Annotated in this window: 16 protein-coding genes; 11 read left to right on the top strand and 5 right to left on the bottom strand. The window is 36.7% G+C overall.

Translation table 11 applies throughout. The features are described 5' to 3' along the window. Nucleotides 1-29: 29 nt before the first annotated feature. Both VB713_RS15680 and VB713_RS15675 read left to right on the top strand, forming a co-directional pair. Nucleotides 30-314, top strand: coding sequence for a TdeIII family type II restriction endonuclease (locus tag VB713_RS15680; protein ID WP_323312442.1), 285 nt, complete (start codon nt 30-32; stop codon nt 312-314). Between the two features lie 97 nt (nt 315-411). Continuing rightward, nucleotides 412-957: a TdeIII family type II restriction endonuclease gene (locus VB713_RS15675; RefSeq protein ID WP_323312520.1), complete on the top strand. Its 546-nt coding sequence runs from the start codon at nt 412-414 to the stop codon at nt 955-957. Nucleotide 958: 1 nt separating this feature from the next. Here VB713_RS15675 and VB713_RS15670 read toward each other — a convergent pair whose 3' ends face one another. The 3 genes from VB713_RS15670 to rpiA form a co-directional block, all read right to left on the bottom strand. Beyond that, entirely contained in the window at nt 959-2,326 is a 1,368-nt protein-coding gene (locus tag VB713_RS15670) for a DNA cytosine methyltransferase (RefSeq protein ID WP_323312441.1), read from the bottom strand. 79 nt (nt 2,327-2,405) lie between these two features. Beyond that, nucleotides 2,406-3,587 carry an aldo/keto reductase gene (locus VB713_RS15665; RefSeq protein WP_323312440.1) on the bottom strand — a complete coding sequence of 394 codons (1,182 nt, stop codon included), beginning with the start codon at nt 3,585-3,587 and terminating at the stop codon, nt 2,406-2,408. 170 nt (nt 3,588-3,757) lie between these two features. Then, complete coding sequence (gene rpiA, locus VB713_RS15660; RefSeq protein WP_323312439.1) at nt 3,758-4,468, bottom strand: ribose-5-phosphate isomerase RpiA; 711 nt, start codon at nt 4,466-4,468, stop codon at nt 3,758-3,760. Nucleotides 4,469-4,764: 296 nt separating this feature from the next. On the opposite strand from rpiA, the gene psbP reads away from it, so the two are divergent. The 6 genes from psbP (at nt 4,765) to VB713_RS15630 (ending at nt 12,613) form a co-directional block, all read left to right on the top strand. Beyond that, nucleotides 4,765-5,310, top strand: a complete 546-nt coding sequence (gene psbP, locus VB713_RS15655) for a photosystem II reaction center PsbP (protein WP_323312438.1) — start codon at nt 4,765-4,767, stop codon at nt 5,308-5,310. A 357-nt stretch (nt 5,311-5,667) separates the two neighbouring features. Continuing rightward, entirely contained in the window at nt 5,668-6,261 is a 594-nt protein-coding gene (locus VB713_RS15650) for a nucleoside triphosphate pyrophosphatase (RefSeq protein ID WP_323312437.1), read from the top strand. A 939-nt stretch (nt 6,262-7,200) separates the two neighbouring features. Beyond that, the gene (locus VB713_RS15645) at nt 7,201-7,938 is read left to right on the top strand and encodes a phycocyanobilin:ferredoxin oxidoreductase (protein WP_323312436.1); all 738 of its coding nucleotides are present in this window, start codon (nt 7,201-7,203) and stop codon (nt 7,936-7,938) included. A gap of 968 nt (nt 7,939-8,906) precedes the next feature. Next, on the top strand, nt 8,907-10,340 hold the full coding sequence (locus tag VB713_RS15640; RefSeq protein ID WP_323312435.1) for an HlyD family efflux transporter periplasmic adaptor subunit: 1,434 nt from the start codon (nt 8,907-8,909) through the stop codon (nt 10,338-10,340). A 156-nt stretch (nt 10,341-10,496) separates the two neighbouring features. Beyond that, on the top strand, nt 10,497-11,651 hold the full coding sequence (gene devC, locus VB713_RS15635; RefSeq protein ID WP_323312434.1) for an ABC transporter permease DevC: 1,155 nt from the start codon (nt 10,497-10,499) through the stop codon (nt 11,649-11,651). A 221-nt stretch (nt 11,652-11,872) separates the two neighbouring features. Further along, nucleotides 11,873-12,613: a DevA family ABC transporter ATP-binding protein gene (locus VB713_RS15630; RefSeq protein ID WP_323312433.1), complete on the top strand. Its 741-nt coding sequence runs from the start codon at nt 11,873-11,875 to the stop codon at nt 12,611-12,613. Nucleotides 12,614-12,630: 17 nt separating this feature from the next. Here VB713_RS15630 and VB713_RS15625 read toward each other — a convergent pair whose 3' ends face one another. Then, nucleotides 12,631-13,437 (bottom strand): hypothetical protein, encoded by an 807-nt coding sequence (locus VB713_RS15625; RefSeq protein WP_323312432.1) that lies wholly within the window; start codon nt 13,435-13,437, stop codon nt 12,631-12,633. Nucleotides 13,438-13,543: 106 nt separating this feature from the next. On the opposite strand from VB713_RS15625, the gene VB713_RS15620 reads away from it, so the two are divergent. The 3 genes from VB713_RS15620 (at nt 13,544) to VB713_RS15610 (ending at nt 15,685) form a co-directional block, all read left to right on the top strand. Further along, nucleotides 13,544-14,323, top strand: a complete 780-nt coding sequence (locus VB713_RS15620; RefSeq protein ID WP_323312431.1) for an HAD family hydrolase — start codon at nt 13,544-13,546, stop codon at nt 14,321-14,323. Nucleotides 14,324-15,051: 728 nt separating this feature from the next. Further along, complete coding sequence (locus tag VB713_RS15615; RefSeq protein ID WP_323312430.1) at nt 15,052-15,390, top strand: Mo-dependent nitrogenase C-terminal domain-containing protein; 339 nt, start codon at nt 15,052-15,054, stop codon at nt 15,388-15,390. 22 nt (nt 15,391-15,412) lie between these two features. Then, complete coding sequence (locus tag VB713_RS15610) at nt 15,413-15,685, top strand: cupin domain-containing protein (RefSeq protein WP_323312429.1); 273 nt, start codon at nt 15,413-15,415, stop codon at nt 15,683-15,685. A gap of 248 nt (nt 15,686-15,933) precedes the next feature. On the opposite strand, the gene VB713_RS15605 is transcribed toward VB713_RS15610, so the two are convergent. Next, entirely contained in the window at nt 15,934-16,497 is a 564-nt protein-coding gene (locus tag VB713_RS15605; RefSeq protein WP_323312428.1) for a thermonuclease family protein, read from the bottom strand. Nucleotides 16,498-16,547 lie beyond the last annotated feature (50 nt).

Below are 16,547 nucleotides of genomic sequence, written 5' to 3'. Positions count from 1 at the left end.
ATAGGTGTAATTATTGAGAATAATGAAAGATGGATGACTATATTAGACAAATCATTAAGGAAAATCTGAAAAAATCAATTAGGAATTTTTTTAAAGGTAAGAAAATAGAAAATTACCAAATATTAGATGATATTTTTCCCAAAGAAAGAAGAATACGTTCTCTTATTGGTGGACTAGAAACAAGTTTAGGAACAACTTGTTGGGAACCTATAGCTAAAACTTTAGCAGAATTAAATGGATTTGAAATTGTTACCGAGAAAATATTACGTCCTCAGCCATTTCCTAAAAAATTAGATATTGAACTAAGTAGGTAAACATAATAAAAACGATATATGTTTAGTTTTGTGAAAACCGTAAAACAACCTATTTGCAAGGCATTCATTGAATTTACATTTCGTCACATACCTTTAAATTTTTCGGTTTACCTACTTAAGCAACCTAATTTCTATACGTGAAAATAAACGCAATGGTAATATTATTGATACTAAAGAATGTATACAGCGACTGAAACAAGCTGCTTTAAAAATTAATCCTGAAGAAATAATCAAATATACATCTCCTCCTTCTGGAACAGGAGTAGATATTCACTTTTATAAAAATGGTATTGAATATATTTTTGATATTAAAACCACACAACCAAATCAAGGTGGGTTTAAAGGATTTAACAGACAAATTTTAGAATGGTACGCTTACAGATTCGCTAAAAGCCCTTATGCTAACTTAGAAGCGCGTATTGCTATCCCTTTTAATCCTTTTAAAAAATCTTGGTATGAAGAACAAAAAAGTAAGTTATCTAGTTCTCCTTTAGATATTACTCAAGACATTTGGGTAGAAAATGAATTTTGGGATTTTTGCTCAGGAAAAGAAAATACATTTGAGCAGTTACAATCACTTTTTATTGAATTAGGACAAGAAAATTTTGCAGAAGAATTTCACGATATTTTTTATCCAAATTAGGTTAGATATCAAGAATCTTCAATAATTCTTTAGCTACATACTCAACTACAGGTACAGGAACAGCATTACCAAACTGTTTTTTAGCTACTTCGTCTTTTTTATGGTATTCAAAATTTGTAGGAAATCCTTGTAATTTACAAGCGTGTTTTGCAGTAATTGGGATATAGTTATGCGGTTGGTAAATTTTTTCTAAGAACAGATTTTTATATTCCTGTGGATGATTAGCATGAATTGATACAGTTGCGATATAGTCTTTAGCACCAGTAGCAGTTAAGGTCGGGAAAATATCAGCAGTAGGTAAAATAATTCTATAAATATTATTAATACCTGTCATATTTTTAGAATTCACAAATTCATACTTATTATCAACAGTTAACCGAAATATCCCTTTTTCAATCAATTTATTTAATTCATTTATCTCTATATCTGTGATTAATTCTTGAAAATTCTCAAAAGATAAAGGATTACCATCTTTATCTCCATATTTTTTGCTTCTTCTATATTTCAGAAAAGTCAAACAAATTAGTTTCTCTCTATCAGTAGTTTCGATAATATCCCATGAGTGAATTGTTGTATGTCCATTTCTTAAATCAGAAAAAATGAAAAAATCATTTAACTCATCATCTTTTTGAAATCTAGTTCTTGATGGTGGAATGGCACCTTTAAATAAAGTATTTGCATCTAATTTAACTTTTTCAACAAATTTAATATTTTTCAGTTCATCCAAAACATCTAAAACTTTTGGGTGAATATTTAAAGGAGTAGGGAATTTATAATCCTGACATCTTTCTATATTCCGTCTAATCCCAACAATAAAAACTCTCTCTCTATTTTGCGGTAAACCAAAATCATAAGCATTAATAACTTTCCATTTAACGCAATATCCTATATTTGTCAATTCATTAAGAATTAGTTCCAAATTATCTCGGTTTTTAGGACTTGCTAATCCACTCACATTTTCAAATATAAAACCTTTGGGTTGATTTTTATTCACCAGTCGAATTACATCAAACCATAATTTTCCTCTCGGATCTTCAAATCCTCTTAAACAACCAGCAACAGACCAAGGTTGACAAGGAACACCACCCACAATTATGTCAACATTCGGTGGAAGTTCACTAATTTTTGTAATATCTCCTAACTCAAGTTCATCTTGATTCAAGTAACTGATGAAATTTTGCTGATAAACTTTAATAGCTTGTTTATCTATCTCAGCATAGCCTAAACATTGACCACTTAATTTATCTAAAGCGATTCTAAATCCACCAATACCCGAAAAAAGATCGATAAAAGTGAATTGTTTTTGCTTAGTGACGAACTGTAGAGGTAATTCTATTTGTTTTGGTCTTTGTAAAAATACAGATTTCATGTTTGTTAGCTAATTTTATCAACTAACTATTTATATGTGGCAACCCAGTATATCATTAAATATACTAAGTTTCTAGTCTTCAACTTTGAGATAATCGTTTCACCTCTGCACCCCCTAACATTGCCTGGGCTTTTGCTAACATTTGCGGTATTCTCTCCGCTTGGGGATTATTAACAAGACATTCTCTTAAATCTAATTCATCTAACTTATCTGCTTTATTACCAGGAAACCAAGAACTACCATTACCTAAGAGGTTGTAGCGCATTTTGCCATATTCTATCATGTCATAGGCTAAAGCTAAATTCAATAACCATAAAACTATCTTGATGTTGATCTGTCCTGGTGTTTCTTCCCAACTTGGTAAATTAGTCTCCCAAGTATTTACCCAATCTTCGCCTAAAATGTTTTTAGCTTCTGACTCCAATCTAGAAATAATTGGTGGTAAAATCTCCTCGGCTTTATCTAATAATTCTAAAGTTTGTAAATGTTCATCAAAGTCTTGAGGTTTTGATGCCCCTATACTTAAAGTATGCACTTGGGGATGACTCAAACAAAATAAATCATTAAACACTATTGGACTCAATGGATAACACAAATTAACTAATTTTTCTGATGGTTGATATAACAAGCCTCCTTTGTTAGATGGGCTAATAATAAACACACCCATATCTAGGCGATTTGCAGCTTCAATTGCTGGCCAATTCCATTGATTAATGTAGTACCAATGCAAATTAACATAATCAAATTGATTGGTGTTAATCGCTTTTGTAATTATATCTGTTGGTCCGTGAGTAGAAAAACCAATAAATCTCACTTTCCCTTCTGCTTGTAACTGCTTTGCTACTTCTAAACAACCACCAGGATTCAGGCTATAATCAAAAGATTCGGCATGATTGATACCATGTAAACCCAGCAAATCGACATAATCTAATTGGAGATATGCCAGAGATTTTTCAAATGTTTCTCGGAATTTTTTGGCATCTGCTACAGGGGAAACTTTAGTTTGTACAATTAACTTTTCACGGAGAAATTTAGGCAGTACTTTTCCTAACTGCATTTCTGATGTTCCATAAGCACGGGCAGTTTCAATGTGATTGATTCCTAGTTCTACGGCACGATGAATTGTTGCTTCTAAGTTTTTTTGTTGATCTGCGGGAATTTCATCTGGTGCAACATCTTGCCATTTGAATTGATATCGCATTCCCCCGCAAGAAAATACGGGCATTTGTAATTCTGTACGTCCGAATCTTTTATATAGCATTGTGTAATTTTAGATTTTGGATTTTAGATTATGAATATTTACAAGTATAACTTAGTCCAATTATTCATAAAAATTTAGGGTGCATTACTTCACGATATAGCTAACTGACATTTTTGCTATTGTGGTTAATACACCCTTTTATTTTAGATTTTTTTACCTGTAATTGCTAACTACATTTGCCGAACAACAGGTTTACCATCTATAACTTCACCAATCAGAACTAAATCAACACAATTAACGAAGATGCCATTTTCCAAAACACCAGGAATATTATTGAGTGTAATTTCTAAGTTCGCTGGATCTGGAATTGAGTCAAATCTGACATCTACGACCATGTTACCTTGATCGGTGATGACTGGTCCTGCTTTTTTGACACCCATACGCAATTCAGGCGTACCACCGAGTTTCTTAATGGCATTAAGTACAGGGGTAATGGCCATTGGTATCACTTCTACTGGTACGGCAAAACTAGAACCCAAGCGGTCTACTAATTTGCCACTATCGACCACAACTATGAATTGCTCTGCTAGATAATCTACAACTTTTTCGCGGGTATGTGCTGCACCACCACCTTTGATCAAATTTTTGTAGGGATCGACCTCATCCGCACCATCTATGGCGATATCAATGTGGTCAATAGCATCTAAAGTGGTGAGGGGAACACCGTACTGTTTTGCTAGTACTTCCGACTGAAATGAGGTGGGGATGCCGACGATATCTTTGATTTCACCAGACTGGAGGCGATCGCCTAAAAACTGAATTGTGTATGCTGTAGTTGAACCTGTACCCAACCCCACAATAGAACCTGATTTTACCAGGGCGGCTGCGGCTTTACCAACTTCTTGCTTCATCAATTTCACTGGATCTGCTGCTACGGTCATTTCCTCAACTCCTGAAAAATCAATTAATAGAAATAGAAGGCACTATTGAATGCTTACAGAGAATGTATCACGTTGAATGTCTATGATCTTCGGTTCCATCTGACTAGCGTAGTGTGACGAAAATAACTATCCAGTTCAAAAAGGTTCAATTGAGGTATAACGATGGCTACGTCCTCTACAGGCATAGCTATGAAGATTCTCTCTATATCCTAAAGCGTACCCATTAATGGGAGAATAGGACGGTGCAATAGCGCTTGCCTTATATTATTGCTTTGGGTCTAAAGGAATTTTGATAAATGTGGAAAAAAATTGCTTTAATTTTCTTATTAGTGTTTAGCTTCAGTTTCAGTAACTCTGATGTAGCGGCGGCTGCTGGATTCAAAAGCTTTGTAGATAGTGCTGATGGTTATCAGTTTTTATATCCTAATGGGTGGTTGCAAGTTAAAGTTGCCAACGGACCTGATGTAGTTTTCCATGATTTAATTGAGGTATCAGAAAATGTATCTGTGGTGATAAGTCCTGTTCCTGAAGGAAAAACTTTGGCAGAATTGGGGACTCCTACAGAAGTGGGATATAAGTTAGGTAAGGCTGCTCTCGCTCCTGTAGATTCTGGCCGGACAGCCGAATTAACTAACGCGGTTCAAAAAGAAGCTGGTGGTAAAATATACTACCTATTAGAGTATGATGTGCAACTTCCTAATAGACAACAAAGACACAATATTTCTAGTGTCGCAGTGAGTCGTGGTAAGCTTTTTACCTTTAATGCTTCAGTCCCGGAAAAGCGCTGGAAAAAACTGCAACGCATGATTGATGAAATTGTCAATTCTTTTACGGTGTATTAATTAATTTGGATAACTGGGAACTGGGGATTGGGTACAGAGTTTTCTAGTGAATAATTATACTGCAAATGGGTCAAACTTGGACTTATGTCATACTGACCGTAACGTAGTGCAGGGAAGTATCTCGGAGATTCTTCACTTCGTACCCTGCGGGAAGCAAGCTACAGAATGACACTTTTAACCCGTTTTTAGTATATCAATTAACTATTAACTATAGCGGTTCTCGGTTGAGTGAGATACAAGAACCCCACCCCCAACCCCCTCCCCGCAAGCGATGAGGGGGCTATGATGTATTTCATTCAAATGCATACCGCTATATTACCCATCACCTAATTAGCAATTCTCTCCATATTTTTGACTATGACCATTCCTGAATTTATACTTGCTTCTGCTTCTCCAGCACGTCGTCGCTTGCTGCAAACTGTGGGGATTGAACCAATAGTTTGTCCTAGTGATTTTGATGAGTCACAAATTCAATACAGTGATCCTGCTCAATTAGTGCAAACTCTGGCTCAGTGTAAGGCAGAAACTGTAGTTCCGCAGTTTGCATCAGCGTTGATTATGGGCTGTGATTCGGTTTTAGCTATGGATGGAGAGATTTATGGCAAACCGGCAGATGCTGAGGAAGCGATCGCTCGTTGGCAATTAATGCAAGGTAATTTTGGTGATTTGTATACTGGTCATATTTTGATTGATACGACACAAAACCGGAGTGTTGTCAAGTGTCAAGTTACTAGAGTTTTCTTTGGGAAGATGAGCGATCGCGCAATTCAAGCTTATGTAGCTACAGGTGAACCCCTTAAGTGTGCTGGAGCCTTCGCTATTGAAGGATTTGGTAGTTTATTTGTAGAAAAAATCGAGGGTTGTCACAGTAATGTAATTGGGCTAAGTTTGCCATTACTCCGACAGATGATAGGGGAACTGGGTTATGAAGTGACGGATTTTTGGGGATAGCAGATCAAGAGAAACTATAATATTGAATGTGTTTTAGGGAAAAATAATGAAAAGAGATGAGGTACTGGCAATTTTAGCTATACATCGAGAAAAATTGCAGAACCTAGGAGTAAAATCCCTTAATTATCTACAGGAAGTGCTGGAGAGGGAAGTATCTGGAGAATAGTTGATTGAATAAGCGATTCCTAATTAAGCAATATGGACATTTATCAAAAATTGATCACTTAAAAATGACCTAAATTCATTGACTTAATAAGTTAAATGTATAGAAAGGTATCACTTACCTGAGCCATTAACTTCATACAATATTCATAAACTTCCTGTATTAATAATAATTTCAACCAAAAAATAATGATTTATTTAAAATAGCAGATGTAAAAAATAAAGGTTCTTCGGTTCTTTTTATGGAAAACCTGGTTCAAAACCATTGAAAGCCTTATGATGTGAGCATTTCATTAAAAATATGAGGATAATTGTTTATAACCCTTGTCCCGCAAGGGTTTTGTTATAATCAATCCTCAATCACCAAAGAAGAGACGCAAGAGCCAAAATAAATTTAAAATTTGATTTTAAACTTCAGTATTTATTTTTTCTAAATGATGTTGAAGTAGACGATTAATTAATTAATTAATTAATTAAACTTCAGAAAAATTTTCCTGTTCTAAACCTTCTCGAATGATGTTTTGATACACGACAGATTTTTGCATGATATCCTCCCGAAAATAGGCATTAATCAAATCCGCATCAAATCTAATTCCATGAGACTTGTTCTAGTAACCCAATTTGCTATTTATCTAGTTAAGGCTGGTAATGGGTAATTGGTGATAAAATCCCAGACTTCATCCTGTTCATCCTTAAATCCTGGAAATCCTGATTCAGACAATATAATCTCACCCAAATAATTGTAAACTAGATCCTGAATTACACAATTAAAATAATATGTCTTCTACTTCTACTACCTCCCTACGTAAACAACAACATCCGTTAATTTGTCAACTAGCTGATACAATCGAAGCGGTTTGGCATAAATACTTAGACTTATCACCCTATCATTTACCTGCGGAATTGGGATATGTAGAAGGTAGACTAGAAGGCGAAAAACTAATTATCGAAAATCGCTGTTATCAAAGTCCACAATTCCGCAAAATGCACTTGGAACTAGCAAAAGTAGGTAATATGCTAGATATCTTGCATTGTGTGATGTTTCCCCGTCCAGAATACGATATCCCGATGTTTGGTTGTGACTTAGTTGGGGGTAGAGGTCAAATTAGTGCTGCGATCGCAGACCTTTCTCCTGTAAACTTAGAGCGGATCTTACCCACAGCTTATAATTCTGCACTGACTGAACTACCTGTCATCGACTTTTCCCAACCCCGTGAATTACCGGAATGGGGAGCTATATTTTCTGATTTTTGTATTTTTATTCGTCCCGGTTCACCAGAAGAAGAAACATTATTTCTCTCTCGCGTACAAGAATTTTTAGAAATTCATTGCCAAAATGCGATCGCATCTAATCCCGTTCCACCAGAAAAAGTAGCCCCAATTCTGGCAGGACAACACAACTACTGTACCAAACAACAGCAAAACGATAAAACCAGACGTGTTCTAGAAAAAGCCTTTGGTATAGATTGGGCAGAAAATTACATGACTACCGTATTATTCGACTTACCAGAATAGTAAGGATTCAGGATACAGAATATTTGATATAGCAGGGAACAGAAGATAAAAATATTCTCCTTCTTTCTCCTGACTCCTAACTCCTGACTCCTTTCTCCTAAATTCTTACCCAGAATAAGTAACGCCCCTAGTAGCGATTTTCATCCCTCATAACTTTTTGGTTTTGAGGTATTCACTTCGGAGCTTTCAACCTGTGCTTTTGTAAGCTCCGTTACGTTTTCCCCCAACTGATAAATGTAGAATTCATTTAACCAGAGTTGAATGGAGTCAAAAACAACAGCAGGGAAAGTAGCGCATCAAATCTTCGCAGTAGATAAGCAAAGATATTTGTTGTCTTATTCGATGCCAACAACCAACCATGCTCACAGATTAATAATCAAGATAAGGAAACTGTGATGTTAGGAATGCTCTATTTGATAGATATGTTTCAATTGGTAATTGATCGTGCCAAGTTTAGATTGAGAAAAAGCCAATTTTAGATTTTTTTGACACATTTACCTAGTTTCAAAGTCAGGATTCAACAAAGAGTTATCAGTAAACCGAGATAACTGAGTTTGATCATCTATGATTGTAGACAATCTTGGCAATAGCCTACGCCTAGAAGATGTCTGCATTATTATACCTACCAAATTTATACCGGGTTGCCTTTCAAAATAACCTGCTCAAATCAATAGAATCTGGGTGCTGGAGTTGGTGAATTCAATAGCTTGAATTCCCTTAATCTTTAGTGCAATCACATCTCATACTCAGAAACTATTAAATAGCCAGTGAAAAACTACGCGCCATTGCAGAAAATTCTAGCCTTGAGTGCTAATTAGGCAATGGATTTTAAGTAAATAACTAGTCTAAAACCAGCCTTATTTCCTAATAGCTGGCAGTTTACTTATGACTCTTTTTGACTAATTCAACTGCGGCTAATTTGCTTTTTTACTTCCATTAGTACAAATCAGATAAACGGGCAATATACCATGTCAAGGGTGACTGATAAGCCAGAGTTAAAAGAACAGGGACTAGAAAAATCTAAAATTTGGTTGAAGGTTGCTGTCGCCCTGCCAGTTGCGATCGCAGCAGGGTTCCTAGCTACAGCCAAAATTGAGCAGCTAAGAAAACTCACATCCTCCGTATCAGTAGCACCATCGATCAAAAGTATCAGTGCGGTAGGAAGATTAGAACCACGAGGAGAAGTCATTAGAATAGCTGCGCCCAACTCAGGACTATCAGCAAGAGTGCAGCAACTTTTGGTGAAAGAAGGACAACGAGTACAACAAGGTCAAGTTATCGCAATTCTAGACAGCCGTGATACCAACATGGCAGCAGTCGAAGAAGCAAAAGCCAAACTACAAGAATCTCGTGCTAATTTAGCGCAAATAAAAGCTGTTTCCCCAAGAGATATTCAAGCCCAAACAGCAATAATTGCTCGCTTACAAGCACAATTATCTGGTGAAAGTAATGCTCAACAAGCCACCATTGGCCGCATTGCTGCCGAGTTAAGTGGAGAAAAAAATGCTCAACAAGCTGGCATTAAACGTCTAGAAGCTGAACTCAGAGGACAACGAGATGGTTTAAGAGCAACCATTGCCAAAATACAAGCCGAACAGCGTGATGCGGTGGTTGATGCCGGACGCTATGAGTTCTTGTACAAAGAAGGGGCTATTTCCCAGCAAGAAAGAGATACAAGGCGTTTGCGTGCGGCTACAGCTAATCAGCAACTGCGTGAAACTCAAGCCAGTTTGAGACAAGCACTAGGAACATTGCAGCAGCAAATAACTCAAGCTAGAGCTACCCAAATTCAAACTATCGCTACTTTGCAGCAACAACTGATTGAAGCCACAGCTACCCGCAACAAAACTTTAGCCACTTTACAAAAGCAAATCGACGAAGAACGGGCTAGATTGAGCAGGTTCTTAGATGTTCGTCCTATTGATATCCAAATAGCCCAAGCCCAAGTTAGTAATGCGATCGCATTTGTCAAAAAAGCCCAAGCAGAACTTCAGTTAAGCTATGTCAAAGCACCAACTCAAGGTGAAATCCTCAAAGTTCACACCAAATCAGGCGAAGTCATGAGTGCAAATGGCATTGCAGAAATTGGACAAACTGATCAAATGTTTGTGGTTGCCGAAATAGCTGAAGACAGTATTGGTAAAATCCGTGTTGGTCAAATGGCGACTATTACTAGTGATAACGGCGCATTTGAAAAAGAATTAAAGGGAAGCATCACTCAAATTGGCAGAAAAATTGGCAAAAAAGATGTCCTAAACACAGATCCAGCCGCAGATATTGATGCCAGAGTAGTAGAAGTGAAAATTGCCCTCTCTCCAGCAGATAGTCAGCGAGTTTCTGGTTTAACTAACGCCAAAGTCATTGTTGAAATTAATACTAATGGAGTTACAGATGGGCAGTAATTACATTTATCTATCAGCCGAAATTATGAAGTTCGGCTCACTCTCTTTCATCCCTATCAATACATAATTATCCAATGCCTAGGAAGAAGTTGGAAAAATTATGATCATTCCCCATCAAAAATAAAAAATTGGCCTAACTGTAAGTAAACATAGAAAATGACTCAGAAAATACCTCTATCTTGGCTACAACTGACCAGAGAAAAAACTCGCCTCGCTGTGGCACTATCAGGTATTGCCTTTGCTGATATTTTGATGTTTATGCAACTTGGTTTCCGAGATGCACTATATTACAGTAACGTCAGAATGCATGGCAGTTTAAAAGGTGACATTGTTTTAATTAACAATCAATCCAACGCTGTACTAGCAATGAAACCCTTTTCCCAAAGGCGATTATATAAAGCTTTAGATTTACCAGCAGTACAGTCAGTACATCCTATATATTTAGATTATACCAGCTGGAAAAATCCCATTACAGGCCGCCCTCGGAGTATTTTAGTTTTTGGCATCAATCCAGAATTTAACGTTTTTGATTTGCCAGGTGTTGAGGAAAATTTAAATGCCCTGAAACTGCCTGATGTAGTTATATTTGACCGTTCTTCTCGACTAGAATATGGGCCTATCGCTGCTGATATTGATCAGGGAAAAGTTGTAACGGCAGAAGTAAGAAGAAGACGAATTAAAGTAGCAGGATTATTTACTTTAGGTGCATCCTTTGGCGCAGATGGCAATTTAATTACCAGCGATGTCAACTTTATGAGGATATTTAGTACCCGACAACGCGGATTAATTGATATTGGATTAATTAGGCTAAAACCAGGTGCGGATACAACCCAAGTCGCTCAATATTTGCGGACTTATTTACCTAAAGATGTTAATGTTTTAACCAAAGATGAGTTTATTGCATTTGAAAGAAACTACTGGGCAAGTAGTACAGCTATTGGGTTTATTTTTACCTTAGGAACAATTATGGGTTTTATTGTCGGCACCGTAATTGTTTACCAAATTTTGTATACAGAAGTAACAGATCATTTGTCTGAATATGCTACACTGAAAGCAATAGGCTATACACAAAATTATTTATTAACTGTTATTCTTCAAGAAGCTTTTATGTTAGCAGTTTTAGGATATATGCCTGGATTTGCTAGCGCTCTGTTGATGTATCAAGTCGCCAGAGATGCTACCCTTTTACCAGTTTTTATGAGTTATAATCGTGCTATCATGGTGCTAATATTAACTATTTTTATGTGTTTTATATCTGGCGCTATTGCCATGAGAAAATTACGTTCAGCCGACCCCGCAGATATTTTTTAATCTAAGATTATTAGTGATAATTCAGGAGTCAGGAGAAAGAAGGAAGGAGGAAGAATATTTTTTTCTTCTGTTCCCTGCTATATAAAATATTCTGTATCCTGAATCCTTAGGATTATTAAATCCATATTTGGCAGCAATCATAATTCTAAATCCTGTTGAACAATTCCAGTGAAAAAATTCTTAGTTGCTCAATATATCCAAAAATTAGTAACCAGAAACATATGAACAACACAGAACCTGTAATCTCTATTAAAAATATTAACCATTACTATGGTAAAGGTGTTCTCAGAAAACAAATTTTATTTGATATCAATCTAGAAATATATGCTGGAGAAATTGTAATTATGACAGGGCCTTCAGGTTCAGGAAAAACTACATTACTGAGCCTGATTGGTGGATTACGGTCTGTACAAGAAGGAAGTATGAAATTGTTAGGTCAAGAATTGCTTGGTGCTAGTCAAAGTAAACTTGTACAGATGCGGCGTAACATTGGTTACATTTTTCAGGCTCATAATTTGCTGGGGTTTTTAACTGCTAGACAAAATGTGCAAATGGCAGTGGAATTAAATCAGGGTATTTCTCAATCAACAGCCATTAAGAAGTCAGAGATAATGCTGGGTGCAGTTGGGTTATCCGAACGGATGAGCTACTATCCAGACAATCTATCTGGTGGGCAAAAACAAAGAATTGCGATCGCACGCGCCTTAGTTAATCACCCCCCATTAGTTCTAGCAGATGAACCCACAGCCGCCTTAGATAAACAATCAGGACGGGATGTTGTAGAAATCATGCAACGTCTTGCTAAAGATCAAGGAACAGCTATTTTGTTAGTCACCCATGATAACCGCATCTTAGACATAGCTGATCGTATCGTCGAAATGGAAGACGGTCTATTAACTCGTGATGCCCAAAATGTTATTAGCAACAAGGTAGGGCGAGAAGTTTCCGAGCCTCATAACTAACCTTCACATTGTCAAACCTATTTTTTTGACCGGGGCATCTGCGGCGGCGGTGCAGGAAGATTTTGTTGGCGCGTAGTCCGAAAAGTAACATTTACCCCTTCATTTGATTGTTCTAACACCAGTAGAGGAGTAGGTTTAGCCTTTTGGTCCCAATGCATATAGACAATCCGACCTTGAATTGTCGGTTGCCATGTATCATCTTCTTCTCTAGGACTAAGATAAGTTTCTATACAGTCCATAATTTGGCTAATAGTGGCAGAAGTTGCTTGTGTGGGTAACTTCATTAAGCGAATTTGAATCCGAAATAGTACTCGGTTGACAATATTGGGCGCAATACCAGTTTCATATTCGACATCAAAAATCTCATCTACCTGCTTACCCGCACTGGCAATTCCAACTTGACCTTGTTGAGCTTGACTGGGACGCAGTGCCTGAGAAATTTTCTCTTTCACCTTGAGTTTAACTTGATTAACAACCCCAAAATGAAATACCTCCTCTGTCATCCGCATCCGCAGATAATCGAGGTTAAAATCCCGTGAGTGAACCAAATCGGGGTTTGTTTCCATTTTCCGAATAGTTTCCAGCGCCAACTTCAACTTTTTTTCTAGTTCTCGCGTGCGAAACTTTTCAAACTTAACTTTTTTTTCATACTTACCAGCTAATATTTTGCTATAAACAATCACAGCAACTAGTGCTATTATCAGTCCTCCACTGGCAAACAGTAATAAAGATGATGGCACCTGAAAATCACTGACTGCTACTGACTTGATCGCCGGTTTAGTCTTAGAACTTGAAGACTGGGCTAAAAACATTGTACTAAGCATGGTTAGCAAACTAAAGATTTGACTCCTAATGGTTAGGATGCCCAAATCTTTAATATCACATTACTGTATTGTTAATATTTTTTTACATCATAATTGTGATTTTGTTATGTATAGACACATTAGCGAATCTACGGAATTTAAGGATATTCGTCTTGTCGCCACGGATATGGATGGCACTCTGACGAAGGGGGGAAAATTTACATCCCTATTGTTGCAAGCTTTAGAAAATTTAGCAGCTAACGGAATTCAGGTACTGATTGTAACAGGTCGTTCAGCAGGTTGGGTAAGTGGACTTAGTAGTTTAATGCCTGTGGTGGGTGCGATCGCAGAAAATGGAGGTATGTTCTCCCCATCAAAGAACCTCGCACCAATATCTTTAACACCTATACCTGACATAGCTAAACATCGCCAAGATTTAGCTATGACTTTTAAAAAATTACAAAGTCAATTTCCCCAACTTAGGGAATCTACTGATAATCAGTTCCGTCTCACCGATTGGACATTTGATGTGGCTGCTTTGACAGAAAATGAACTGCAATCTCTTAGTAATCTTTCTCAACAAATGGGTTGGGGATTTACTTATAGCAATGTCCAGTGTCACATTAAACCTCAAAAACAAGATAAGGCTAGAGGATTGTTACAAGTGCTACGCGAACACTTCCCCGAATATTCACCTTCACAAATTGTTACTGTTGGTGATAGTCCTAATGATGAAAGTTTATTTAACCAAAGTTTTTTTCCTATTTCTGTAGGTGTGGCAAATGTAATTAAATATGCACACCAGTTGCAGTATCAACCAATTTATGTAACCACTGCGGCTGAAGGGGAAGGATTTTGTGAACTATCTAATTATATTTTACAAAAAAAGGCCGAGGGCAGAAGCTAGGAAGTAACCCTTTCAAAGTGGTGAAATTTGGAACGAAGATTGGTCGTTTCAACCTTCAAAAAACCCAAAATATGAGCGGCAGATTCAAGATGATATAGCGGTATGCAGTTGAATGAGATGCATCATAATCTTCTGGTTCTTGTATCTTACTCAACTGAGTACCGCTATAGTAATGAAATGAAGTATTTCCGTTAGTCACTTTGAAAGTTTATAGTTACATTAGTTTGTACTTATCAAATGACTCGTTGCGACTAATTGGATAATCTTTAGGTTGACTTATGTAGCTTATATGGCATTTTTTCTATATATTATCTATTCTGATATAGAACATCATAATTGCTAACATTTCCATAACCCATCTATAGTCCAACTTAAACTATATTTTTATCTGTATAGTTAAACTTTGTACTGCTGTATGCCTTCCTAATCAGGCATTTACAATTGATATATGGGAACACAATATTTGATATCAGAAATCAATAAGTTAACGCAATACCATTTTTATAATTTCTTTGTTATTTTGTATTTAACGGGACAGTTCTCCAACATACCCTGAGCTTAAATAGCAATTAGTTGAAGGATTTCTCTGTTTATTTTATGTAAGAGATGTAAGTCACAATTATCTTACCTAAGATTACCAAATTGGTGTAGTATTCTACAATAATTTGCACGATTATAAGCCAAATTGGCTGATTTTCATCAATCTCAAAACAGCAGGAGTTAGAACTATGATCACAACAAATTCTCAACCTATCATTCTCCATACTTTAATTAGCCCTATAGGAGAAGAGCATCAAGTAGATAATAAATCTGATTTACTACAACCAATACGTCAATGGTTAGATGAAATCGAGATTCAGAATCGTAAATCAGCTAAATTTATTGCTAAATTGATTCCTGCTCAGTGTCCCTTTGAACGTGATATTGTGGTGTTTGGTCGGAAAATTGCCCATATTCCTCCTATGTGTAAGCTAAATCCACTATATGATCAATTAGTTGGCTTGCGTTTTCGTGCATTATGTTATTTAGTAGATAAGTGTGGAGAAGATATCCAATCTTACTGCTAAAGATAACTAGATCAAAAACCGCATGAAAATTAAAATCCAGCATCAACCAACTCAAGATGATCTAAAAAAATTAGGTGTCTTTAAATGGGCAATTTGGCAAAAAGAAGCTTCCAAATTTTCCTGGACTTATGATTCTCAAGAAATTTGCTACTTTTTAGCAGGTAATGTAATTGTAACTCCTGATGGAGGACAATCAGTGAAAATGGGGGAAGGAGATTTAGTGACGTTTCCTGCTGGTATGTCTTGTACATGGGAAATTACCAGCGATGTAAAAAAACATTATTGCTTTGATTAATTTAGTGCTAAGAGTCCATATTGGTTCTCCTCGTATTCTGAATTATTCAGAATACAGATATCTCATCATTGACTTGGAGTTAGTCTTGTATGGAGATTCGCAACGACAAGATGGGTAAATGATTGATATTCGGATCGTTCAAAATTTGTTGCGACTCCATCCTCTAGAAAATATTCTCTAAAATTGTATATTTTTACTTACAGGTTTTACCTGTTGCTATATCTAATCAAGACGGTAGCTTTTTGTTGTTATTTATTCGCCTTTCGATACGCCCAAGGGTCAACAAATTTAGGATCATCCCAAACTCCAATTCGTTGCTGTTGCGCTTGTGCTTCAGCTTGTTTCACTAAATCCTGACTGGGACACTTGTTTAGATAAGGGCGATACGCTTTAGCTAATCCTTCTTGTAATAAAATTTGCTGTACAAAAGTACCATCTTTTAAACGTACTTCTGCAATTTTTCTCCCGTAGCGATCGCTATCCGTGATATTCAACTTGACGCGATTACCTGACTGTTTAACCATTTCCTCCACCCGTGTTTGTGCTTTGATACCCCAAGTAAATTGATTAATATCTTTAGTAAATTTACTGTTCTTTTCTTTTTGAGAATGAGGTACTTCTGGTGCATCAACACAAGCAAAGCGCACTGTAAATTTATTACCATCAGCGCCTTTTAATACCAGTGTATCACCATCACTCACTCGCTCAACTGCATCACCGGAGGGAGGAAATAGGCGATTGCACCCGCTCAGACTCACAATAATGATAGCTGCACCCAAACTAATTAGAACTTGTTTAATTAATTGATTCATCTAAACCTCCAGGAGACCCCCACCAAAACTGTACTCAGTTTGGTGATGGG

Source organism: Anabaena cylindrica UHCC 0172, assembly GCF_034931625.1.
Taxonomy (GTDB): Bacteria; Cyanobacteriota; Cyanobacteriia; order Cyanobacteriales; family Nostocaceae; genus Anabaena; species Anabaena cylindrica_A.
Note: the sequence above shows the minus strand (reverse complement) of the source record. Positions and strands in the feature narration are given on the sequence as shown.

Excerpts from the sequence above, each read along its gene's own strand:
- VB713_RS15615 (WP_323312430.1), top strand. The coding sequence starts at position 15,052 with ATGATCACAACAAATTCTCAACCTATCATTCTCCATACTTTAATTAGC.
- VB713_RS15680 (WP_323312442.1), top strand. The coding sequence starts at position 30 with ATGGATGACTATATTAGACAAATCATTAAGGAAAATCTGAAAAAATCA.
- psbP (WP_323312438.1), top strand. The coding sequence starts at position 4,765 with ATGTGGAAAAAAATTGCTTTAATTTTCTTATTAGTGTTTAGCTTCAGT.
- devC (WP_323312434.1), top strand. The coding sequence starts at position 10,497 with ATGACTCAGAAAATACCTCTATCTTGGCTACAACTGACCAGAGAAAAA.
- VB713_RS15670 (WP_323312441.1), bottom strand. The coding sequence starts at position 2,326 with ATGAAATCTGTATTTTTACAAAGACCAAAACAAATAGAATTACCTCTA.
- VB713_RS15645 (WP_323312436.1), top strand. The coding sequence starts at position 7,201 with ATGTCTTCTACTTCTACTACCTCCCTACGTAAACAACAACATCCGTTA.
- VB713_RS15630 (WP_323312433.1), top strand. The coding sequence starts at position 11,873 with ATGAACAACACAGAACCTGTAATCTCTATTAAAAATATTAACCATTAC.
- VB713_RS15610 (WP_323312429.1), top strand. The coding sequence starts at position 15,413 with ATGAAAATTAAAATCCAGCATCAACCAACTCAAGATGATCTAAAAAAA.
- VB713_RS15665 (WP_323312440.1), bottom strand. The coding sequence starts at position 3,587 with ATGCTATATAAAAGATTCGGACGTACAGAATTACAAATGCCCGTATTT.
- rpiA (WP_323312439.1), bottom strand. The coding sequence starts at position 4,468 with ATGACCGTAGCAGCAGATCCAGTGAAATTGATGAAGCAAGAAGTTGGT.
- VB713_RS15650 (WP_323312437.1), top strand. The coding sequence starts at position 5,668 with ATGACCATTCCTGAATTTATACTTGCTTCTGCTTCTCCAGCACGTCGT.
- VB713_RS15605 (WP_323312428.1), bottom strand. The coding sequence starts at position 16,497 with ATGAATCAATTAATTAAACAAGTTCTAATTAGTTTGGGTGCAGCTATC.
- VB713_RS15640 (WP_323312435.1), top strand. The coding sequence starts at position 8,907 with ATGTCAAGGGTGACTGATAAGCCAGAGTTAAAAGAACAGGGACTAGAA.
- VB713_RS15625 (WP_323312432.1), bottom strand. The coding sequence starts at position 13,437 with ATGCTTAGTACAATGTTTTTAGCCCAGTCTTCAAGTTCTAAGACTAAA.
- VB713_RS15620 (WP_323312431.1), top strand. The coding sequence starts at position 13,544 with ATGTATAGACACATTAGCGAATCTACGGAATTTAAGGATATTCGTCTT.